This is a genomic window from Photorhabdus asymbiotica (assembly GCF_003634575.1).
Classification (GTDB): Bacteria; Pseudomonadota; Gammaproteobacteria; order Enterobacterales; family Enterobacteriaceae; genus Photorhabdus; species Photorhabdus asymbiotica.
The window spans coordinates 76,312-100,945 of record NZ_RBLJ01000001.1 but is presented as its reverse complement, the minus strand read 5'-3'; the positions used below and the strand labels follow the sequence as shown (position 1 = coordinate 100,945).

At 40.1% G+C, this 24,634-nt stretch carries 14 protein-coding genes; 6 read left to right on the top strand and 8 right to left on the bottom strand.

The features are described from left to right. Positions 1-119: 119 nt before the first annotated feature. Positions 120-998, bottom strand: coding sequence for a PhzF family phenazine biosynthesis protein (locus BDD30_RS00340; RefSeq protein ID WP_015834358.1), 879 nt, complete (start codon positions 996-998; stop codon positions 120-122). Between the two features lie 339 nt (positions 999-1,337). Continuing rightward, a complete protein-coding gene (locus tag BDD30_RS00335; protein WP_015834359.1) occupies positions 1,338-1,919 on the bottom strand; it encodes a nucleoside deaminase in 582 nt (193 codons plus the stop codon). Positions 1,920-2,468: 549 nt separating this feature from the next. Between BDD30_RS00335 and BDD30_RS00330 the strand changes: the two genes are divergently transcribed. The 6 genes from BDD30_RS00330 (at position 2,469) to BDD30_RS00305 (ending at position 9,482) form a co-directional block, all read left to right on the top strand. Further along, a complete protein-coding gene (locus BDD30_RS00330) occupies positions 2,469-2,912 on the top strand; it encodes a MarR family winged helix-turn-helix transcriptional regulator (protein ID WP_015834360.1) in 444 nt (147 codons plus the stop codon). Positions 2,913-3,217: 305 nt separating this feature from the next. After that, entirely contained in the window at positions 3,218-4,723 is a 1,506-nt protein-coding gene (locus BDD30_RS00325; protein ID WP_015834361.1) for an acyl-CoA carboxylase subunit beta, read from the top strand. A gap of 13 nt (positions 4,724-4,736) precedes the next feature. Next, the gene (locus BDD30_RS00320; protein WP_015834362.1) at positions 4,737-5,972 is read left to right on the top strand and encodes a hydroxymethylglutaryl-CoA reductase; all 1,236 of its coding nucleotides are present in this window, start codon (positions 4,737-4,739) and stop codon (positions 5,970-5,972) included. Further along, positions 5,969-7,441 carry an acetyl-CoA carboxylase biotin carboxylase subunit gene (locus BDD30_RS00315; RefSeq protein ID WP_015834363.1) on the top strand — a complete coding sequence of 491 codons (1,473 nt, stop codon included), beginning with the start codon at positions 5,969-5,971 and terminating at the stop codon, positions 7,439-7,441. The genes BDD30_RS00320 and BDD30_RS00315 overlap by 4 nt, the downstream gene beginning before the upstream one ends. Before the next feature lie 65 nt (positions 7,442-7,506). Beyond that, complete coding sequence (locus BDD30_RS00310; protein WP_015834364.1) at positions 7,507-8,094, top strand: acyl-CoA carboxylase biotin carboxyl carrier protein subunit; 588 nt, start codon at positions 7,507-7,509, stop codon at positions 8,092-8,094. After that, complete coding sequence (locus BDD30_RS00305) at positions 8,091-9,482, top strand: MmgE/PrpD family protein (protein WP_015834365.1); 1,392 nt, start codon at positions 8,091-8,093, stop codon at positions 9,480-9,482. Before BDD30_RS00310 ends, BDD30_RS00305 begins: the two co-directional genes overlap by 4 nt. A gap of 546 nt (positions 9,483-10,028) precedes the next feature. On the opposite strand, the gene BDD30_RS00300 is transcribed toward BDD30_RS00305, so the two are convergent. The 6 genes from BDD30_RS00300 to BDD30_RS00280 all read right to left on the bottom strand — a co-directional run bounded on the left by BDD30_RS00300 (position 10,029) and on the right by BDD30_RS00280 (position 24,602). Further along, positions 10,029-18,842: a glycosyltransferase gene (locus BDD30_RS00300; RefSeq protein WP_170152930.1), complete on the bottom strand. Its 8,814-nt coding sequence runs from the start codon at positions 18,840-18,842 to the stop codon at positions 10,029-10,031. Next, positions 18,823-18,948 (bottom strand): hypothetical protein, encoded by a 126-nt coding sequence (locus tag BDD30_RS24560; protein WP_282958013.1) that lies wholly within the window; start codon positions 18,946-18,948, stop codon positions 18,823-18,825. The genes BDD30_RS00300 and BDD30_RS24560 overlap by 20 nt, the downstream gene beginning before the upstream one ends. A gap of 109 nt (positions 18,949-19,057) precedes the next feature. Further along, positions 19,058-19,987: a Pvc16 family protein gene (locus BDD30_RS00295; RefSeq protein WP_015834367.1), complete on the bottom strand. Its 930-nt coding sequence runs from the start codon at positions 19,985-19,987 to the stop codon at positions 19,058-19,060. A gap of 26 nt (positions 19,988-20,013) precedes the next feature. Next, the gene (locus BDD30_RS00290; RefSeq protein ID WP_015834368.1) at positions 20,014-22,125 is read right to left on the bottom strand and encodes an ATP-binding protein; all 2,112 of its coding nucleotides are present in this window, start codon (positions 22,123-22,125) and stop codon (positions 20,014-20,016) included. 27 nt (positions 22,126-22,152) lie between these two features. Then, entirely contained in the window at positions 22,153-23,607 is a 1,455-nt protein-coding gene (locus BDD30_RS00285; protein WP_015834369.1) for a contractile injection system tape measure protein, read from the bottom strand. A gap of 206 nt (positions 23,608-23,813) precedes the next feature. After that, entirely contained in the window at positions 23,814-24,602 is a 789-nt protein-coding gene (locus BDD30_RS00280; protein ID WP_015834370.1) for a hypothetical protein, read from the bottom strand. Positions 24,603-24,634: the final 32 nt, after the last annotated feature.

Genomic DNA, 24,634 nt, shown 5'->3' with positions numbered 1-24,634 from the left:
AATATTCATAATTCTGTATTACATTAAACATGCTTAAAGCACAATTACGTTATCGGCAACCTTTGATATCAGTTTTAGCAAGAAAAATTTGAGCATGTCTTTATTCGCTCATATTTGCTTCAGAATGCAATTGTGCCCTCAATACAGGTAACGGCACTTCCGCCCACGAAAATCTTGCCTCCATGCTGAACGAGCGATAACAACCCCTCACGACCCAGTTTTACGCCTTGTGAAGAGGTCACAACCACACCTTCTGGTGCCATAACATTATGGTGGCGCATAAACGCGGCAACGCTGCCATTTCCACTGCCACAAACCGGATCTTCATTCACACCACAAGCAGGCGCAAAAGAGCGAACTTCAATGTGCGCATCCATGCCTTCTGGGTACGAACCATAGATACAAATTCCGGTACAATTCATTTCAATATCGTGATCTTTTAAGCGGCTGAAATCGGGCTGTGTAGCGAGTACTGTTTTTGCATCAGCAGTACAAACAACTATCCATCTGGCACCAACATCGACTAATGCCGGTGTTAATTCATAATTGATCGAACAACCAAGAATATTTTCAAGGCGACTGACTTGTTCTCGGCTAAGTAAAGTGATTTTCGGTTCTGGTAACTCAAATGATATTGACCGTTCACCATTTTCCATTTTGCTGACGTTTAGGGTGATTAAGCCTGCGCCACACTCTTGAAGCAAACGTCCATTTGTCACTGAGATAATTCCAGCTTCAAGCAATGCATGTGCGGTACCAATAGTGGGATGACCCGCAAAAGGTAACTCACTTCCCGGTGTAAATATGCGAACCCGATAATCAGCCGCCGCATCTACTGTTGGAAGAACAAAAGTGGTCTCAGAAAGATTGGTCCAACTGGCGATATTTTGCATTTGCTCTGTCGAAAGCTCAGAAGCATCCATAACAACCGCGACTGGATTTCCTTTGAATCGTTTTGAAGTAAAAACGTCAACTTGTTTAAAGGGTACACTAGACATAGAATTTCCTGTTTTCTGAATTAATTTAAGCGCTGATCTCAAAAGGCTGACATAATAGTCAGCCATATTTTCACGGTTTCATGCTACTCTGAGTCCACATATAAATACAGAGCCAAAAATACCAAAACAGTTTTGAAATACACTGTTTGTATAGTAAATGTATAAAGTGTACCCATTGACAAATCACGTGACATACAATTCTCTGATCTTAAAAAGCCAAAAGAAAGGAGACAATCTGTGTTTCTACAATCGATAGGTATTTATGATGTCAGGTTTATTCGACAATAGAGATAGCGAAATAACATTTTTTTATTTCGCTACGATACGAGATACTATGATTCAGTTTTTCTTTCTGCGTTCAGAAAACAATTTATCTGTCTCATTTGCCAAGATCCCTCCTACCAAAGAGATCGGGCTGTAAAATGATGACGCTCTTTCCGCAATCTCCTGCGCAGAAATATCAATCTGGCGTATACCCACATTACGAAGACCGCTGATAGATGTCCCCCATATCACTTCCCGAATCCCCGTCCAGGCCAAGGCACTCATGCACATTGAACAAGGCTCGGCTGTGGTATACAGTGCAACATTATTCCATCCTTGATTACCGTATAAAGTAACATAGTGATTTATTGCCTGAATTTCTCCATGCAAAATGGGATTTTTTACCCATGAATTCACACCACGACTTAATATTTCCCCGCTGCTCCTGTTAACGATCACCGCACCAAAAGGATATTTAGCGCTCTTTTTAGCTTCTTCTATTGCTTCTCGCATATATTTTTCATGTTTGGCAATCTCCGGTTTTGATAATATATTATTTGTGATCTTTATTTTCTTTTCACCCGATTTTGTAATAAAAGATATACTGGTGTTCATAATATCAGGCACTGTCAATAATTCAATTTTGGTTTTATTCATGATTAATCCTTTTCTTAGTTATCATTTTATCGACTTTCTATTTCAACAGAGTAAATTATAAATTTAATAATATTTACCGATTATTACATCATTTAAAAAATAACGACATAGTTTTATGTTGATTTTTTATCTGATATATAAACCTATATTCTGTTATTAATATGGACGAGTAAATTACATAAAAAAGAGAATTATTAAGTAACTAATGTGATGTTTATTTTTGCTTTTATTAATAGCTATAACCGTCACGCCATTTTGTCAGATATCATATAAATCAAAGATGATTAGCTACGAAAAAGTGACAAGTTGCATAGGCGGCATTGTTCAACCCAGGAAACCGGACAAGTGGTGCTATTCTTCCCTCACTTTGGTATATTTGGTATAACTTTGAAGTTAGAAGCATGCGTATTGCTCGTTAGTATCTATTTTCTGAGCATAACTTGCCGTAGATTCACAAGCTCCTGCTTACTCCGATATATAGCCAGCAGATTTTATCTCATGCTAGCTGATCTCATCAGGACATAAGCACTCAAACAAAAAGGCAATAAGATGTACACAAGTTTACTAACCTTGGCTGACGATACATTCTGTCTACGTTTGCAACGCGCTGCAAGGATGTGGCGTAAGGTATCTGATGAGGAACTGAGCAAACTGAATTTATCCGAAGCGACAACAACCCCTCTCTGGCTGATTAATAAACTTGGTGAGGGTTTACGCCAACGCACCTTAGCCGACCACATGGGGCTTGAAGGACAATCATTAGTCAGGCTACTCGATCAGCTAGAAGGTGCCGGGTTGCTGATCAGGCGAGACGATCCTACTGATCGACGCGCTAAGGCACTTTACCTCACTGATGAAGGACGTAATTTAGCCGAGCAAGCAGAAATTGTCGTAAGAAATATCAGAGCTAGATTACTTGATGGTGAACCTAACGAAAATCTGGCCATTGTTGACCGAGTTTTTGACAAGATTATCAATGCAGCCAGTGAATAAACGAGTTTGGATCTGACGAGATGGACGCCTCGATTAAGTGCCATATGCGTAAAAAATGGATAGAAAAAATTCATTTAACCCACGGAGCGTCCATCATATAAAGCCTGACAACCCGTATTTCATTCTCCTGCCCTGAGGCGCATTCTTTGATATTCAGACCAAAAATAGCCTGAATTCAGCGCACAAATTTATAGCAACGAAATCCTCAATAACACAGCTTGCGATTAGTTCGTATGAGATCTATTATCATAATCAGATAGGGTCAATTTTGTTGTCTTGTTTCGTTATGCAAGCGGAGTCACCACATGCCTGAATTATCTGACACTACCGGTATCATCAATCAACAAAAAGAAGTCTCTCCCGCAAACCAAAATTATAATCTGATCGAAAATCTCCTTGATCCAGGTAGCTTTTCAGAGTTGGATGCGCTTGCAGAACATGACTGTATTCGCTTTAACGCCGATCAAAAGAAAATACCAGGAGACGGAATATCTACAGGATATGGATTCATTAATAGCCGTCCAGTGGCTGTCTATGGTCATGACAATCAATTTATGGGAGGAAGTTCCAGCCGAATTCATGCCGTAAAAATATGTAAAGTCATAGACTTAGCTTTACGTACTGGCATGCCGATCATAGCGCTGAATCAATCATCTGGATTACGCATACATGAAGGAGTTGATGCCAACTCTCAATTTAGTTACGTATTTTATAAAACAGTGCAAGCTTCCGGTGTTGTCCCCCAAATATCATTAATACTCGGCGACTGTATAGGCGGGGCTGCTTACACACCGGCACTCACTGATTTCATAATCATGATTGATAAACAATCTACTTTATTTTTAACCGGCCCTGCGGTCATTAAACAAGCGACCGGAGAAAATGTCAGCAAAGAGGATATCGGTGGCGGATTAATGCATGCAAGTCAGACCGGGCTGGCTCACTTTCTGGTCGATTCAGAGCAGGAGGCAATATCGTTAACTCGGCATCTATTATCCTACCTGCCGCAGAATAATACCGAAACGCCTATCGTTATCTCAGATTCTACAGTGATGCCGCGAGAAACACCTAGAATCGGAGAAATCGTACCTCATGACAAATCTCTTCCTTTCGACGTCAAGGAAGTCATTGCAGAAATAGTCGATAAAGAAACTTTCCTTGAAATACAGCAGTTGTATGCTCGCAATATCATTACCGGTCTGGCTCGTTTGGGTGGACATGTCATCGGAATTGTTGCCAATCAACCTAATTGGTTAGCGGGTTGTTTAGATATTGATGCTTCAGAAAAGGCCGCTCGTTTTGTCCGCTTATGTGATGCGTTTGGCATCCCCTTACTGACATTAGTTGATGTACCGGGCTATTTACCGGGAAAACAGCAGGAACAAGGTAACATAATAGGCTCCGGCTCTAAGCTGATGCACGCCTATTGTGAAGCGTCGATCCCTAAGGTTGCTGTTATATTGCGCAAAGCATATGGAGGAGCCTATCCAACACTGGCCAATCGGGGAGCCACTGATTTCATTTATGCCCTGCCTGATGCTGAAATTTCCGTAATGGGGCCAGAAGGTGCGGTCAATATCATATTTCGTAAAGTTGTGGCAGCCGCCCCAGAGCCAGAAAAACAACGAGAACTTCTGATTGCAGAATATCGTCAAGCCCACGCTAGCGCTGCCTATTCTGCCAAAAAAACCTACATTGAAGGATTGATCCCTGCTTCTCATCTGCGTAACCGACTTATTTCAAGTTTCAGAATATTAAGAGACAAAATAAGTGGCCCTCCGGCCAGACGGCATTCGAACATACAACTCTGAAGGAATAAATATTATGGCAATTCCGCGTGATCGACACGATGACTATAGTCAGGCATCGGTAAGCCAACGGTTGTCCTGGCTTTGCGAAACAACCGGGCAATCTTATCCCTACATTGCCGGTAAAACCATTGAACCTGAGTTAGCCAAAGGAACCTGCGAAAACATGATTGGTTACGTTGGGATTCCTCTAGGCATCGCTGGCCCGCTGCTGATCAATGGCATATCAGCCAAAGGAACATTTACTATTCCTTTAGCTACCACAGAAGGCGCTTTGATTGCTTCTTTTTCAAGAGGAATGAATTTAATCAGTGATAGCGGAGGTTGCCAAATCCTGAGTCAGGAGAATTCAGTTCAAAACACGCCAAACCCAGCATATCGTTTTTTGGGTGACGCTTTGACAAAAGTATCTGCCGTTGTCTTACACCGAGCGGAGGATGCGCTAAAATTTGTCAACTGGCTGCAAGAACATATGCCGCAAATTTTACTAGTTGCCAATAACACCAGTCGTTACGCCCGGCTGTTAGAAGTTTCCCCACTATTCCAGGGCGATTTAATCGGATTAGCATTTACCTACCAGACGGGTGATGCGATGGGATTAAATATGGCGACTAAGGCGAATGAGGCCGTTTGTCGTTATATTCAGGAAAAGTGTCCCGAACTTATTTCACACTATTTCAATACATTAGGGGGAGATAAACGTTTTGTCAGTGATCAGGCTAAAGGCCGATACGTTACCGCGAGTGTCCGAATACCTCATAGTTTGGTAAAAGAACGATTACGTACCACGCCGTTACGCATGCAACAATTTCTATTAGCATGTAATACATTACTTGCTCAGCGCGGAGCCACAGCACCAAACATCCATGTTGCTAATGCCTTAACTGCGATGTTTATCGCCTGTGGACAAGACCCGGCTTTTGTCACCGTCTCTTTTAAAAATGCCTGCACGCATTTTGCAGTGCTGGATAACGGAGATCTCAACGCCAGTTTGACCATCCCTAACCTTATCGTTGGTGTGGTCGGCGGTGGAACTAAGCTTCCCATCCAGCAAGAGTGTCTCAGTATGATTGGGTGCACTGATGATGCCCGTAAATTGGCCGAAATAACCGCAGCAGTCGCATTGGCGGGTGAAATCTCCGTTGCTGGCGCGGTAAGTGCAGGAGAATTCACTCGTGCCCATACCGTATTGGGTCGTGGCTTAAACCCGACGAAGCCAACTGAATCATCATCAGAGGACACATCGTTATGATCCGCCATGTACTTATCTGTTGCAGAGGAGAAATCGCCCTTCGTTTCATACGTACATGTCGGCTAATGGATATTAGTACCACTGTGATTTACAGTGCGGACGACGATAATGCAGAATTTGTTCATGCCGCTGATCAGGCGGTAAGAGTCGACGCATGGATACCTGAAACGCTTATCACGACGGTGATTAATGTCGCGTTATCCAGCAAGGTAGATGCCGTAGCGCCAGGATATGGCCCTCTCGCAGAAAACGCTGACTTCGCTGACGCCTGTGCTAAGGCGAACTTAATTTTTATCGGCCCTAATAGTGCAGCCATCCGCCAAACGGGTGACAAAATTGCTGCTCGTTTAGCAGCAGAACAGGCTCAGATTCCAATTATTCCCGGTATGCAAATTGATACTGATGCCAATGCAGCAATGATTTTGACAAATAGACTAGGTTATCCACTGTTGATTAAAGCCGCTCATGGCGGAGGTGGACGAGGGATTCGAGTGGTAGATCAACCAGAAGACTTTATCACATCTTATGAAGAGGTCAGGCAAGAGTCTCTACGGGCATTCGGCAACAATCAGGTCTATCTTGAGAAATTCCTGGGAGAAGATATCCGCCATATAGAAGTTCAGATATTGGCTGATCGATATGGAAAAATTTTACATCTTGGAACTCGTGAGTGTAGCGTGCAACGTCGACGGCAAAAAATTGTCGAAGAAGCACCCGCCCCAGGTTTAACAGAAATTCAATATGAGGAACTTCATAACGCCGCATTGGCGGTTGCTCATCAGGTAGGATACGACAGCGCTGGCACTGTCGAATTTTTGCTTGATAAAGAAGGACATTTTTATTTCATTGAGATGAACGCCCGCATTCAGGTTGAACACCCTGTTACAGAATCGATAACTGGTATAGATATCGTTGAACAAATGATTTATTCAGCGTCAAATCAACCGTTGACGCTGACTCAACAGGACATTCATTTCTCAGGCCATTCAATTGAATTTCGTATTTGTGCGGAAGATGCCCATGGGGATTTTCTACCAAACGGTGGAGAAGTTTTGGATTATCGTATCCCTGAAGGACCAGGTATACGTGTCGATTCAGGGATACATTTGGGCGCTAAGATGTCACCTCTGTTTGATAGTTTATGTCTCAAGCTGATAGTTTCCGGCGCCAATCGTGAACAGACCTTAAAACGGTCGCAGTTGGCGCTAGATGAACTCGTTATTGCGGGTTTTAGTACCAATCTTGCAGTACATCGTTGGTTAATAGGCAACCAATCATTCAATCAAGGCAATTACGATCTTTCTATCGGTAAAACAATTGAAAATACCCATTCCCTACCCCAGCGGAAAGCGCTGGCAATACATGCAATTACAGCCCTAGCTCTACATTTAAATCTTATTCCTGGTGTGCAAACAAATTCGGATACACATAGACCAATATCACCATGGATTCAACGAAATAGTCGTTAGAAATAATAGCAGTTGGAAATGAGTCAACAAGTACGCCATAAATCTCCTCATACTAAGGATTGCATATGCGTAATACAGATCCAAGTTCTGTATCATCAACAATATCAACATTGCTGCACGGTGTCGTAGAAGGTGAATTAAACCAAGTCAGTACAACAATTGATTGTCTTGGTTCGAATCGTTACAAAGCGCAATGGAATGATATGCAAGGCATTTCATGTGAACTCAAGTTAGAAGATGTGCAACATATATCAAGCGATACTATACGATTAAGAATAAAGATTGACGGTATTCGAGAAACTATTTTATTAAAACGCAATTCATCAAGTGACTTTCTTATCGATTATGCGGGAAGCCATCGTGCAATAGTTTTAAATACGGGAAACTCATGGAAAAACAAATCCATTAAGTCTTATCAAGATAGCAATATATTGTCATCCCCTATGCCAGCAAATGTATTAGAAATTCTGGTATCTGAAAACAGTGTGGTAGAAGATAAACAACCGTTACTACGTATAGAAGCAATGAAAATGGTTATAACACTTTACTCTCCGGGAAAGTATTTAATCCAAAAAATAAATGTGGCAGTGGGAGAAAATGTCAGTACTGATCAGGTACTAATTACTTTCAATCATAAAAAGGAATTATCATGAACTTAGAATCTAAAATCGTTAATTATTGTGATAGCCTCAAATATTCATCTATCGATCTTAATACCCGAGAAATTGGCAGTCATTGCTTACTTGATATTATTGGCGTTTTATTAGCTGGCACCCGTGACCCCGGCGTTGAACTATTGACTAAAATAACCGCAGGATGGGGAGGAAAACCGGAAAGTCGAGTACTTGGGCGAATGTTAGCATTACCTACCCCGTCCACAGCGATGTTAAACGGTGCGGCGGCCAGAGTGCTGGATTTCGATGATGTTGGCGATTCGCTCGGAACACATCCCAGTGTGGCGATATTACCCGCGTTGCTTGCGATTGCCGATTCAATTGATCGACCAATATCGCGTGAACAATTCATGACTGCCTATATTGCAGGTATCGAGCTTTCTCTGAGACTTTCAAGGGCCCGTAAGGAGACATTACTTGAAAGTGGCCGGTATGACCTCTGTAAAGTCATTGCAGCAACAGCAGCCGCAGGAATGTTATATGGTCTGACAGGTGAGCGGCTGCATAACGCACTTGGGATCGCATATACATCCGCACTTGGTGAAACACAATGTATGATAGATGGTGCTTCAACCGTTTTTTACCAACAAGGCTTAGTCGCATCTCATGCAGTGAAGGCGGTAATATTAGCTGACCAAGGCTTTACCGGGGCAAAACAATTTCTCAGTGGACGCTGGGGTTATTATAGCGCCTTTGAACCTGGCTCAAATCTTGACTCAATTATTGACGAATTAGGCACAACCTTTGTCCTTGATCCATTAATCGCATTTAAACCTTATCCTACCTGCCGCCCAAATACTTCAGCCGTGGCTTTAATAAAAGACATGCTAAATGGTCAACAGATTGATATTAATGAAATAGCGCGTATAGATGTTCTTACCAACCAACAAATATTTGATCTGGTTGGTTCGCCAGTAGAACGAAAGCAAGTTCCGCAAACCGTGGTCGAAGCACGTTTCAGCCTTGCTTATAATATCGCGACCGTACTCAGAACAGGTGACCTTTTTATTGACGATTTCACTGAGAACGCAATTCGTCGCAAGGATATCATCGACTTAAGTAGAAAAATTTATCCCAGCAGTGCAGCCGAATGTGAAATACCTGAATTAGGCACACATGGAAAAATCAAAATTATCATTCAGTTTAAGGATTCTACCCAACTTAAAGGCGAAGTTTCTTATGCAAAAGGTAATGCCAGAAACCCAATGACACTTGAAGAATTGATAGACAAATTTAAAAAATGCGTGGCTTATTCCCAAAATGCATATATTCACACAAATACTTCAGCAATATTAGACTGGATCTTAGATCGCGAAAATCATAATCCAGATTATCAAATACTTGCTAACGCATTATTCCAAAAATGAGGAAATTTAACGGCTAGTTTAGTATGGATTGATAAATTTATTATTAATGTGTGAATTTCTAGACCTCAACTGACAGTTTTATACCCAATAAATTTCGAGTTGCAGCGCGGCGGCAAGTGAACGAATCCCCAGGAGCATAGATAACGATGTGACTGGGGTGAGTGAAAGCAGCCAACAAAGCAGCAACTTGAAGGATGAAGGGTATATGTATCTTTAACAGATATCAGTTGAGGTCAAGATGAATTAGCATCATCAATTTGGCCACGTAAGTAATTTATACGGTGGTTTACTCAGATATTTTATTTCCTAATGCCGCACGGTTTTGATTAACCAGCTCAAGCTGAGAGCGGTTTCCATCGCGGAGTAGTTTCTCTGCTTTTAGAAAAGTCCTTCATCTTTAGCTATCATGTTACTTAGTTACTTTTCTTTCTGTAAGTACATATCATTCAACTCCTGTTTCATTCGGTTGATATCGTCAGGTAACTTGCTAGTGGCTCATAACACTGGTCGAATTGGATTTGATTGTCCTTCCGCTCGCATCGGCAGCTACTGTACTAGTTGTGACGTTCCAGGCATTGGTGGCGGCGTTACTATTGTTGATGTCTGAGTACTTGTACCGATGTTCATTACCAGATACCCAGTACCTTTAAACTCTATACTCGTTACCACCTTATGACCAAATTCTTCCGCATGCTGGTTCAACATATGTAAGGTAGCCTTACAATTATCGGTTCCCAGCAGTGTATAAAAGGCGTCTGGATTCTCAGTAGGAGAAACGCGTATAACCTGCCCTCGTTGAATCCGGGTTCCTATAGCGCTTATAACGTCTTGAGTGACTTTATTTTCAATACTGGCCTGAACAGATCTTTTTAAATTTTTCGGGTCTACACCTGACTTTTTAAGGGAATTAAACATGATCTCTGAGTAAGGTAATGGTTTTCCAAATTTACTATCTGTAGTTATATCATCCACTTTATACGAGGAAGACGTGATGAGACTTTCACCATCTTTAGATATATATATATCATAAGCCGGTTTTTCAGCTCCCTTTGCTGTAACCTTAGTATTATATATATTGCCTGGTGCGAGATGTGCAACATTCGAAGGGGCAGGGGCTTCCGTCGTGTGGGATAAATATCTGTTATCAAAGTCACTCATTGTATTAACTGGTGCGGCTTGCCTACTTTTATCATCTTTATAGTAATGTTTACCTGCCTCTTCCAATTTAGAGAAACTCGCCTTATTCTCTCCCGGATTAAATCCAATAGGTTTCGTTTTATTAGCCGGTAATCTTTCTAATGGTTGGCTCAGTGATAGCGGTGACCGCATTGGCGGGGGTGGCGGTGTTACTGTTTTTGGCACCTGACCATGCGATGGAATTGGTGGTGGCGGTGGTGGCGACAAATTCTCTGCTGTAGGATTTACACTATAATTTAGGCTAAATGTGGCTGGATCAGATACTGTAACTTCGGGATGAATATTATGAGTCCTTTTAAACGTTTGATACCAATTCGGTGAAGTAATAAATGTTTTCCCTTCCATAGACTCTAACACCAATTCTCTCGGAAGTGCATTATAGGTGTTAGTCGCAGTACTGGCATTTTTAAAATCAGAATAATAAATCAGCTTTCTTGTGGTTGCCCCCCTGTATTTTTTCGCCCAGTCCTCCGCAGCAAGGATTAATGGCCCATTAAGGTCAGGCATACCTTTATTCTCAAATTGATGAGCAGAAACATCAAACACATAATCCTTTCCTACTTTCTTTCCAACAACCACAAAATGATTCATTGGAATTTGTTCCGTTGCATTATTCCAGATAAACATCCCCCGATAGCGAATATCAGTAAAACCGTTTTCTCTCATAAAATCACTCACAGGTTTCATTAATGATTCGCACTGCCCAGCAGGACTGCTAATTTTATTATTGATATTGGTTTTTTGTTTTAGCTGATTCAGATAATCAGTAGCATCTATGTCTGTAGCAAGATTATAACTTATCTTTTCCTGTAAGACTGGAGCCGATGTCGATGACTTTGTGCTCGATGATGGCACCGGCGGAAGCATTTCTGTTTTTGGTGCCAGAGGCGTTACTATTGTTGATGTCTGAGTACTTGTACTGGGGATATTAGTATCCACAGCCCAAGAGTGATCAGCGCCATTCTCAACATAGCCTGAAAGCCCACGTATTGATTGATAAGGTCGATTAATTTTTTCTTTTTCCGCAGAAGTGAGTTGTTCATCTGCGAAATTTTTCGGCTTCTCTAATGGAACCCCTAACGCTTGCCGTTTTGCTAATTCAAGTTGATATAATTGTGCATTTAAAACCTTAGAATCAAGACCTGGAATTTCTTGATATAAGGCTTGCGTAAATACATCCGGACCTGCCAATTTCAATACATTTTTTTCACCGCGTTGATAATTACTCACAGCAAGATCTAATGTTTTGTTAATAATGGGATTATTTTTTGTTACCGCTATGGGCGTATTTGGAAATGCAGTCGCTTTACCTGCTTCAGGTGCATATTCTCTCATCACCCCAATTCCTTTTGGAAACGTTAATGAACCAAAACCTTTTACCTGTATATCATCAATATCTTTATAGATACCGCCTTCATATTTTAAGACTAATAATCTTAAAATATCACTCGCTTGGGCATATTTATTTTCTGCAATCACTTGTTCATAATAGGCAAATGAAGGCTCTTGTTTTAATTGAGAGAAATAACTTTTTTTACGAAAATCGATGATATTAACATTGCTGTCTTGAAACTTTTCTAACATAAACTTCTTAGCGCCTTCATGTCCACTAATACCACTATCATAAATAATACTAGTATTATAATCCGGATTTTTTTTGGCTGTATCGATTGACAATTTAATATTTTTCTCGGATATATTTTTTGTACCAATCCAAATCATATGGATATTTTTATCAATCGGTTCCGGTGGCCATTTTGTGGCTGAATAATTAATTGACTGATTGAATATCTTTATAGCGCTCTTTCTTGCAATATACTTTCTTATGTCGTCAATAGGTCCACCTCCTTTCAAGCCCGTTTCTGAGTGCTTAAACCATTCACCATTTGTATCCTGTTTTACCGGGACTGTCGGTCTTGAACGATTCGTGTTTGAGGGGTCAAAAACTCGCCATGTATTATTTGTTTGATCCCATTCGACTTGATAAATGTCATTATTGACTATTATATAGTGTTTAGTCTCTTGTACACCTAGTGTATTTTTTGGCGGTACACGATAAATCCCATCACGAGGTGTAATACCCTCCAATTGAACACCTTCTTGTTTATAAAGTAACGGGATCTCACCATCAATAATTTCATTTAAATTTCGACCACTTATTTTGATATCCGAGACATTGGAATAATCTAATGGATGGAAACTCACTGAGTCATCTGGGAAGTCATACTGTTGCATTTTTTTCTGAAAAAATGCGGCCATATCGCTGTGTTTATCAAAATAAGCCATACCATAATTGGGGTCATAAAAAACATATTTGATTTTATTTTCCCTATTTTTTATTTTTGATATCAACATAGTATGTTTCGGAGCATCTACCCGGACTGAACTTATTTCAGTTGGAAAGAGTTTTGTTTCAGATGTCGCGAGATTAGAAACATTGATATTCGAAATAGACGTAGCAGATGCATTAAATTTTGATGCATTCCCATTTGCATGTAATTCTTTCAATGATTTATACAAAGGATTGCTTGTAATATCATTAGAAGAATAAATCCCCATAAGCATTTTAGACAGTTTTGCATCCTGACTACTTTGTAATGCCCATCCCATTAAGACTGATTCAGGTAAGCATTCACTGGGTTTTCCTTTTAAATAAAGATTCTGGGGAGTGAGGACAACTTTATTGGCTTTATTTGCCGATTTTTTCCATGACTGAGCATCTTTTGCTGTTTGAAATGCATTAATGTCTTTAATGGATTCATTCATTTTTCCCGCCAATACACCTTTTGTTGTCGCATCGGTATCAGGCGAAATATAACGTTCTATTTTTTTATCAAGCGATAGACCATTAAAGTTATCGTATTGTGGAGCATTATAATCTTCTTTTCCTGTTTTATACGCTTGTTGAGCTTGTGCTATCTTTCCTTTACTGTCCGGATTGTAAGCATAGTCAAGTGCCATACGCTGCATAGTATCAAAGTTTTCTTGATTGTATTTAATGCGTTTGAACTTATAGCCGCTGATCGTTATTTCTTTTGGCTCTTTGGTGAATCTATCGATGAAATCTTTTAATCCACCGCCTTTTAACCCGACATCAGTATGAAATTCCCATGCAGTATCTTTGACCTTATTAAAAACATTATGCCTATTTAAATGACTATTTATTGGATAAGGTTCGATTAATTCATACACCGCACCGCCGAACACTTTGCTAGCGTTGAATCCCATTTTTCCTAGTTCGAGACTCAATGACTTAAATAGGGCGGAACCTCTAAGTCCTGATTTAAGAATGCTTGGTATTGCTGAGCTGCGGATCGTAGCCACGATTCCTCTCGCCGCTGGATAGGCAATAGCAATACTTGTAATAATGTCTAGAGTCAATTGCTCAGAATTTATTTCATATTCCCGGTCGTAATGTTTCCTACGACCTATTTCATAGAATGGAATAAATCTATCCCCCAATTTTTCCCAGCCAGTAGATTCATACATCGTAGAGCGAAGATAGTTTGCTGCGGCATTGTTTTGAATGGTCGAAACCCCGATAATTGCGTTTTTAAGAGTCGTATTTTCCAAATGACCTGTATTTTCTTGTTTGGGATATTCATTTGAAAAAAGCGCGGGCTCTCCAAACCAGATACCTTGTTTTTTAAGATGAGTCTTTAACTCCTCTTTATTCATACCACTTAAAATTTCCAATGCATTTGTATGTTCACTCTGTGAGCCTATATGATAATACGACCCAAGACTTCTATGCTGTGTAGCTCGAGTGTACATACCCTCAGTCAGAGGCTTTAAATCTTCCATTTCCTTTGTGCTAATTCTTTTAACATGATTTCTAAGAAACAGATTAGAGATAACCAAACCACCTGTATCTTTTCCAGGAAATTTAATAACAACTGTCCGACCGGGTGCAGCAAGAGGAGCTCCACCATCTCTATTTTTATATACAAACGAAAATAACTTAATACTTTCGACTTTATCGAACAGCTCAGAGAAAGAAAGGCTAGCTCGTGCAACAACTTGTGAAAGAATTTCTTTGGCTTCCTTTTCTGCATCGTGATTATCTTTATAATTATCAAATTGAGCATAATATTTACTATCGTCATTACCCAACTCTTTTCTGGTCTTGAACTGAGAATAAGACGTAAAATCCTCATGGGGTGTTTCGCTTATATGCAATATATTTTCTCGTGCTTTTTTTTGAAAATTTAACAATTTATCGATCAATAAAAGAGCCGATTCAGATTTCATCGCCGTCAAATTAATCGCTGTATTTATTCGGCGAAGATTAATTAGGATTGATTCTATATGCATTAATTTCCAGCCATCACTGCCTTCTTCATTTCTTATTTGATCATATCTATTAAGCCATTTTTTCTTATCTTGCAGAGATATATTTATACTACCGTCAAATACTTGTGCAGCAATAATACGATTATCTAAAAATATATTTTCTTCATTTTTACTATCATCTGAAAGAACTTGATGGATGTTCTCAACTTTGCTAAGCATCTCATATGATTCACGATATTTTTCTTGCATGCTTTGCAGTTTATAGATAATTTCATCTAGGTCTGGATTGTTATTATTTTTGTTCAGGAAAAACTCATCTAATAGTCTATTATTTTCATTTGGATATTTATCGATAATATCTAAATGGAATGTTTTTGATTTTTTTTCATTTTCTGTTTTGTTGAGAAAATAATATATCTCTGCCATTTTGAAGTATCTATCTTCATTTTCATCTTCTTCCTCATAATAATATTGAAACTTGACCATGGCTTCAGCTAACTTCATGAAAGTTATTGGATTTTCTTTTTTTAGTTTCTGAAAAAAATCAATGACCTCTTTTATTATAGTCCCAGCTTCAGGAATAGTGTCATCATCTAGCCTCTTTTTATCATATATCTCATACGCTTCAATTATTGATCTAAATCGCAGATATTCTTTTATTTCTTTATTTTCCTGGCTTTCTAATTCTCGTCTGAATTTTAGCCATGTATTTTTATAATCCTGTTGACTTTCACTTACCTCATATTTATTTTTATATAAAAATAAATCGATAAATATAGCACGTTCGACATCGCTCATCGGGCTATTGGCATCACTATTTTCGAATCGTTTTAATTCACTTCTTAATTCACTTTTTATTTCACTATTAACTTTATCCTCTCTAGTGTTAGCATTAATTATATTTAGGTTATCTATACTTATTTCACTTTCTACTGATACATCCCGCTTACGCCTGACTTTAGGCTGCTGTGCTGAATTATTGTCTTGTATATCAATGAGTTCAGGCATGGTGAGTTGTGAAGTACTAGCAAAATCAGAGAGAGGTTCTGGTGTAGATTGTGCTGTTTCAGCTGGCGATACACTCGTTTCTTGAGGAATAATCTCAACATTAACATCCGCGCTTTTACCTGCTATCTCTTTATTTATACGCAATGCCAGTTTGTCGGCCTGCTCGTCTAGTGCATGTTGGATAGCCTGTTGAATCGCCTTCTCAGCATGTGCCCTGATAGCCGCGTTTATCCCTGCATACCCGCCTATCCAGAGTAGTTCTTCCGGCAAGTCGATGACGATGTTTTTTATAATCTTTTCAGGGTAATCCTTTTCATTATATAAACGCCCAGCGGTTATCGATGCGGCCATACCCCACGCCACCAATGGGGAAAGGGATAGGGTCAGTCTGAAGGCTGTTTTGGAAAGCTCCTGATTGATAAATTTGCTTTTTACCTGTGTGGCAGGGCCTTGCCCCAGTCTCACGCTCCGGTTTATTGCCCGGACTCCCCTGTACAGGGTTCCGCCGGTTTTCGCACCTCGAATAACAACGCGTACAGGTAAAGAAAAAGTCCCCGTGACCAGTTTAAAACCCCCTCTGAATGCTGCAGAGATGGCTCCGCTTACTACTTTTTTCTCTGCCCAGTGTCGAATATCCTCCGGCAGGCTGCGCGATCCCGCCAGAATCTCTTCCGGTGTCGGTGGATAGACGGTGGTATTCTCAGCCGCGTGTTTTAATGCCAGTGCTAACCTTTTCAGGAATCTTTCTGCTTCAGGATCTGATTCTTTGGCGAAATGGGTTCTGTTTTCTTCTACAACTTCCATCAGAGTGCGCTCAAATAATTCTGCGGCGACAGCACTGCCCTCCTGGAGCGTCTCCTGCAAATAACTCTGCTTTAAATCCTCTGCCCATTCGCTCATTCCACGCGCCAGCATACCGCTACGGGAGAAATTATCTAACGATGTTCCCGTAATCTTCGCAACGCCAGCTTTGACCTTGCCTTTAAGTTTGCTTAAGTCTCGCAGCCATTTTGCCACTTTTTCTTGCAGCTCCTTGCCGCCGCTATGCCCATGCTCAGCCAGACGCACGGCTTCACTATCGAGTTCACGTGCCATTTCTGCAAACTGCCCGACGGCCTCCGCCATGATTTCATCAAACTGCTGTATATCCTTCCATCTATCCTGCCGCTCCTTTCTTAATTCTTCACCCAGCTGGAAATATAAATCCTGCGCCCATTTCTCCTGTGCCAACCGGGTTATCGGTGCTATCAATTCCTGTAATTTATCTCTGGATTGCTTCTTGACTGCCTGCCACCGCGCCTCTTCGTGTTTCAGCTGTTCGTTAAGCAGTTCACTGAGTTCTGGCAACTCATCAGGATAGGCTGTACGTTGGATCACACTGCTGTGCTGCTCCACCGCCTCCTGCACGTCCCAGGCAAATTGTGGTATCTGCCTTATTCGATTCTCCGCCTGCTGGATTTCATCCAGAAGCAGTAACGCCGTACCTTTGACTGCCCCGTTGATACTTTCAGAATAAGATGACTCCTTAAGTTTGTGTTTCGCCCTTGAGGCTGTTTTACTGGCCTCGTATCCCACCATCTGGGTCACGTGAACGGATGTCTCTTTTATATTCCAGCTGGTTTTTTTAATATATTTCCATAATTCATCCCCCCTATTCCACCAGTCCTGGTGGGGGTGGTTAAGTTCTTCTTTTGGTTTGGAAGGCTGAACTTTCTCCTTCGTCTCCCTGAGTACCTTAGAAACCGTACCCAGCTCCTCAGAAACAGGAAGGATGGCTCGGGCAATCTTGATATGGGCAGGCTCATCATTCGTTTCTTTTATGCAAGCAACAACCAGAGGATTACTCAAGATAATGCCATCTATCTCCCCGTCAACCGCACGGATATGTCTGGCGTACTGCTGAAAACTCAAGAGCCGGTCATTTACCTGCCCTGCATTAATCAGGTCTTTTGCGTTAAACCCGTTATTACGGGTCTGTGCCAGTAGTATTTTCATTGCATACATCTTGGCATCTCTGGCAGCCGTTAATATCCCGACAGATTTCTTTTCCAGATATTCTGCAAGTTTTAATCGTGTTACCCGGCTCTCCGCAAGCAGCGATTTCCTCAGTCGTCCAAATTTGAAGTGTTCTGCCGTAAGCTGATATCCGTCATAAAGTAATAAGTCCTTAATCTTTCGTTCTGTCTCCTCTCTCTCCTGCTGGCAGTAATCATCATTGCTGCCCGGCAGACGTTTGTCTTTCACCTTAAAAAAGAGCTCTTCCAATGTTGCCGCAATCAGTCTGTCGCTCTGCGCCTTGTTCGTCTTGTGCACTTCCTCCCACCATTCAACCTGATTGACCTTGCTGACTGCATTTATGGCTTCCAGCGCATCGCTCAGGTTTCTGATAACCAAGTTCGACTGCTGTATCATGTCCTGATTCTCCGGCAAAAGAGGATGTTGTTTCAGCGTGTTCAACAGTTCCTGTGCGGCAGAATACAGGTTCTTCATGGTGGGCTGTTGTATCTCCGGTGGTACCGCCTTCAGCATACCTTCCAGTTTTTTTATGCCCTCCTTATCAAGCCCGATGACGTTATAACCCTTACGGCGATATTCCATCAGTTGTGGCAGTTTTTCTTTAAAAGCATCATTAATTATTTTCTTCAGATTATGGTCATCATCTCCCCTCCCAAGGGATGACCAGATGTTTGTGTTATTATCTTTATTTTTTAATTCCTGCTGATTTTCAATTGAAATATCAGCATATATATCAAAGGCATCATCAAGCGATAAATTAAAATGACTTACTTCCGTTTGCTCAGATTGTTCTCCTATATCATCGCTAAAGTAAGATCCAACATTTTCATGTTTTTTTTCTGACACCAGTAACTTCTCTGGCAATATGTCGTGAGAAAGCATAATAACACCCTCGATACCCTTCATCTTTCAAGTTGCTGCTTTGTTGGCTACTTTCACTCACCCCAGTCACATCGTTATCTATGCTCCCGGGGATTCGTTCACTTGCCGCCGCGATGCATCTTGAAATCTATAGGGTATAAATAAAGATAGAGAAAAAAGAAAGACTTACAATATTTTAATTAAACAGATGTCGGTATTGTTACAGCAGACAACGCTGTCGTGTCAACTTGGGAAATAACTAGAGAAACATCGTCGATTTCACCAATAATCGTCTTCTCTTCCACCCACTTTTGAGTGATTGTCTTTATATTTCCAGCTAATCCCTCTTCTGTAATTCCAGCAATAATTAATTTCACAGTTTGTTCAATCATTTGTTTATTCATTATTTCTGGTGGTCGACAAATAATAACAACTTTTGCCAGCCAGCTAGTTATCGTATCCATAGATTCTGTTGTTTGAGATATTAAGGCATCAACTAATGCCTGACGGATAATTTCATCTGCCTCAAGATAAAAGTTAAGCGATGGTTTTCGAGTAATATCAGTTTTTGAGGTAATGACAGGAGATACCTTCTCTGTCGGCGGGGTAAGTTGAATAGGAATAGTCACCATATAACTTAAACATAGTCGAGGCTTATTATCTAATGATTGCCAAAAGTTTCCTAAGCTATTTAATTGTTCATTAGGAGGAAGAACTCTCGTATAAGTTCTGGGTAAACCAGGAAATGAACGATGATTAATTAATGCATTCAATACACAGTTCATTATCTTCATTGATTGACTATTAGAACGTATGGTTGGCGATCCCTGCCCTCCGCTCTGTTCCGGCTCCCAGTAGGAAATAAGATAATTACAACGAACATTGACACATCCCGGGACAAAATTTCCTGTCGCAGGCAGGTATTGCCGCCCTTCTCCCACGCGTAATTGCAGATCTTCCTGAATATCATAAAGAAAAACGCACACGGTAGGAGAATCTGGATTTTCATTTTTACCAAACATATCGAACCGAATAACGACATCTTCGCCCGGTAAATACGCTTTTAATGCATCTTCTATTTTACTATTTAATATCAGTAAGGTTTCATCTGATTTGATATTTTTAACCATAGTTGTCTCCCGATTACAAAGAAAAATTAAGGTAAATCAATGCGCCCAACTTTACTCAGTTCACGTCGTAATGCGCATTCAATATGAGCCATAGTAATTTTTTCATTTCCTTCATCTACTGCCAGCCAACTAGCGAGTAGCGCAATATTACGGATATTCGCCCCCGTTAATTCAGCCCGTTTTGCCAACGCTGAAAAACTGATGTCGTCGGCTAATTGAATTCCCGATGGCCAGATAATCCGCCACATCCGTTCCCGTAAGGAAACATCTGGAAAAGAGAATCGTACCGAAAAAGTCAGGCGACGACTAAATGCTGAGTCTAAATGATTACGGTAATTGGTGGCTAATATCACCAGCCCTGGATAACTTTCAAGGCGTTGCAATAGGTAGGAAACTTCAATATTAGCATGACGATCTTTTGCATCTTTAGTTTCACTTCGTTTGCCAAACAATGCATCTGCCTCATCAAAGAACAATACCCCGGCGTCTTCTTGGGCATAATCAAAAACACGAGCCAGATTTTTTTCAGTTTCACCAATATATTTGTTAACCACAGTGGACAAATCTACCTTGATCAAATCCACACCTAAAACACCAGCTAACACTTCTGCTACCATCGTTTTTCCTGTGCCAGATTCACCAAAAAATAGCGTGCTGATACCCGTCCCATAGCTCACTTTACGAGCAAATCCTTGCTCTAGCATCCTATCTCGTTGCCGAATAGCCGCCAGGATTTCTTGTAATTGTTGCTGTTGAGATTCACTGATGATCAAATCATCAAAGGTTCGTTGTGGTGTAATTCTCTGTGCTAAACGTCCAAAATTCTGCTGTAACCGAAAACGCAGGGACATTTGCACATCATCTAATCTCAAACTAGCCGTTTCCCCCCGTAGTCGGCGATAAATTTCTGCTTCACTAAGGGCCTTTTTCAATATCAATGGAGAAGGATGGAAACATGTCACTAAACTTTCAACATCCAATGAATTGTCTGGAAAATAATTCGTCATCATTGAAGCTAATGCTGCAGCCTTCACCATTAAAGAAGGCATTGGCATAGACAATACAACTTGTGAAATTGCATCCAATGGCAATAATGATGCTTGCTTAGGTAATTGACAAAACAGCGGAATCGAACAACGAGCCAGTCGATTTCCTAGCCAGAGCTGCAAAGCGGGGCGTGCTTCACAAAACTCATCCAAAGCTTCAAACATAAGACAGGCATTTCTTAGTTGTGCTTCACGTAATGCCAGTGTTATCAGTGTAATAGTTTCATGTTCACTCAGTGTCACTGATGCTAACGATAACAACAATACAGAGCGCCCTACTTGTGATGCTGCGCGTGCAACACTTGTTTTGCTGCCACTTCCGGCTCCGCCGGCGATTATTGTCAGCATCCCCTCTTGTTCCATTTGGCAGAGTTCTATCAATTGGTTGGTGAAATCAGGCAAAATATCAGGCACTTCAGGAACAGGAAGCCAATGAGCCCGGGAGAGAAGAGAAATCGGGAGAGCATCATGCCCCAATAACCAATGCATAAGAGAATTATCGATTGCTAACGGTATTTCATCGTAGGAAACAGACATATCACCGCGCAACTGAAATAAACGATAATCCCAAAGCGGTGCCTGTGGTAATAAACTGGCACGTTGCGCATTGCGCTCTACTACACTCGGACAAAGCAACTCCAAAGCCAATCCCAACGTTAACATCTGCTTTTTGCTGTTATTACCTCCACTTACCGGAACAAGAGAAAATAACGTTAGATAACGTCTGTCAAGATGAGGCAACAGGCACAATAAAATCAAATCAATTTCAAATTGAGTTAAGTCAAACCGTTCAACTAATTGTCCTAGACGGCTACGAGATGGGATCGGCTCAGGAGGAAAATCCTCTTTCGTCCAATTTTGATGCGGTGACACCAAATAAGATGATTTTTGTTGTTCACTCGAAACGAATGAAAATGAAATATCATCAAAAGACGTCTGTCCACTTTCTCCCAATAGTGTTTGCTGTTGCATTAATTCCTGAATTCGTAAACGAATTCGTTTATCCAATATAGCAGTCTGAGACAGCAAAACCGTCAATTCATATTCCGGTGAAATATTCTGTCTGGCAAGATCATCAGATAAATCGTACATGCATAGAGTTCCTAATGAGATATTGGATTACCAAAATGACAAATCCGTTGGTTCAGAGATACCTTCCCAAGTGATACTAATCGGCTCAGCTAGCCAAGGTAATGTCACAATATTCAATGGCCACGGCCAAGGCATTTGAGTCAGTAATACATCATAAGCTTCACGCTGCACCGTTAATAACCAACGGCCATCATCTTCATAATAAAGTGCAGCCTGACGCTGCAAAAAAAGTTGGCGCATATCATCGATCCCTAGCTTTTTCCAAGAGAAAAGTTGAGTACAAATACCTTGCAACCAGTTATTTAATTTTTCCTTGTGCTCAGGAATAAGAACCTGGCGCTCCAGTATTGTTTGGTGATCTATTCCGCAGAGTAATAAAGATAATGATGATTCCTGATGTAACAGCATCTCATCTCCCCAGACTAACCATTCCAATAAATTAAATGCTATTTCCTGTGCCAAATTGTCTGAAAAACTTTTCTTATCTAACAAATCAAAAGACGAAAATAGTGGAGTTAATAGTGGCCAGAGAAGCACTAATCCCGCACCTGTAATTGTTAACGGTATTGTCAATTTTTCGTCTGATATCAGCACAGAGGATCGATCAGAAGCATTAACTGGTTGTAACATTATTTTCTCCCGTAAATGGGGTTCTTTCGATGTTATTTTAATGCCTAAGTGATTTTTGATGATATCGATTTGCCATAACGCATACTGCCAATCGCAAAAAACACGCCCGCCATTTCTGTTCTGGAAGAAAGTGATTAACAACGTTAAAGGCAAATATCCTTGTTTTATATCCTGTTCTATTTGTAACAACAGAGTGCTTTCTGGTTTGGGCAGATAATCATTGGAATTAGAATAAAGCCAAATAAGGGCAGATAGTATAAGTGCACCTTTTCCTATTTTATGAGCAGTAGGTATTCGATTCTGATCCGTTAGAAAAAGTGCGTATAAGCTCTCAATTAATTTATTATTACTAGTGGAAAATAAATGTTGTTGTAATTTGCTTTTATTAAAAAAAGAATAAGCCAGATAAGATGTCAATATATTAGCTTGTTTTTTGTTATTTACTGATTCTATTTTTACCATTGAATGAACTTCAAAAACCAAATTAGAAGGTAAATTTTTTATGACTCTATTTAATAATGGGTTTCTTTTTTCACTAAAACATTCAGGAAATAACGAGGTTGATATGTTTTTTACCAATAATTTATCATTTATTATTATTGTTAACTTTTCATTTAATAATTTTCCCAAACGACCATAGAATTGTTGTTCAAATATTTCATAGGGTATTTCTCCTATATTTAACACTAACTTATCCAATGCAATATTATATTCTTTATAATCTAATAATATTTCAGATAATTGATTGCTGATTTCTCTACTCATCAATAAAGGGGAGTTTAATAAACTCTCTCCAATAATTTCAGATGAGACTTCAATATTAATATTAAATTTTTCTATTATATTTTCCATTAAATGTCTTTATAAAGTTAATTACTCTAATAAATAGTTCTGAATGAAGCCATAATTTCTCTTACTAAAGTCATTTATACTCATTATCTTTCAAGTTACCTCTTTGTTGGCTGCGTTCACTCACCCCAGTCACATCGTTATCTATGCTCCTGGGGATTCATTCACTTGCCGCCGCGCTGCGGCTCGAAATCTATTGGGTATATATATTAAAGCTCATTTTCTGGCACAATTTCAATGAATGCATATCCTGCTTTACCTTGATTATGCTCATCATGTTTGTCATATTCCCAAGTACGCACAACGAGTATTTGGGAAGAATTTATATTGGTTGGCGCAATATATTTCACTTGATAATATCCATAAATAGGAATTTCTGGATCGTTATTTTTTATATACTCAGGCTCACCCAATTTACCAAGAGACGGGAAAATTTCCCAGGAATCAGGATCACCATTATAACGATCTGCGTTAGCTCTAAAAATGATTTCTTCTCCAGGCTTCACACTTAAACATATATTAGGCTGAACATCGAAAAAGGCATGCCCTGGAATTTTGGCCATCAAGCAAATAAGCGCTTGCGCTTCAGCGCCATTTTCCGCTTTTGCTGTAATAGATACAAAAGTATATCCATCGTTAAAACGACTTTCCGGTGGTGTGTAGATACCATTTTGATCGATGGAACCATACTGATTACTGGTATAATTATTTATACTCCATGTCACTTTTTTCCCTTCAAGTTCTGTCGCTTTAAAAGTGACTGATGTTTTTTTTGCCTCAGAGATAAAAGTAAACGATGGCGTTAACGCAACAGAAGAGGGAATAACAGTAATAATCGCAGAAGATTGATTATTATTAGCATCGCTTGCCATTACTTGGACAAATTCGATATTCTTTACCCGATTAGGTGCTGTATATAAACCGTTATTATCAATACTTCCTACCGTATCAGGTGAAATACGCCAATTCACGGTGTTATTTTTATATTCATTATTCATTTTAATTTCCTTTATATTATAAAATAAAATTA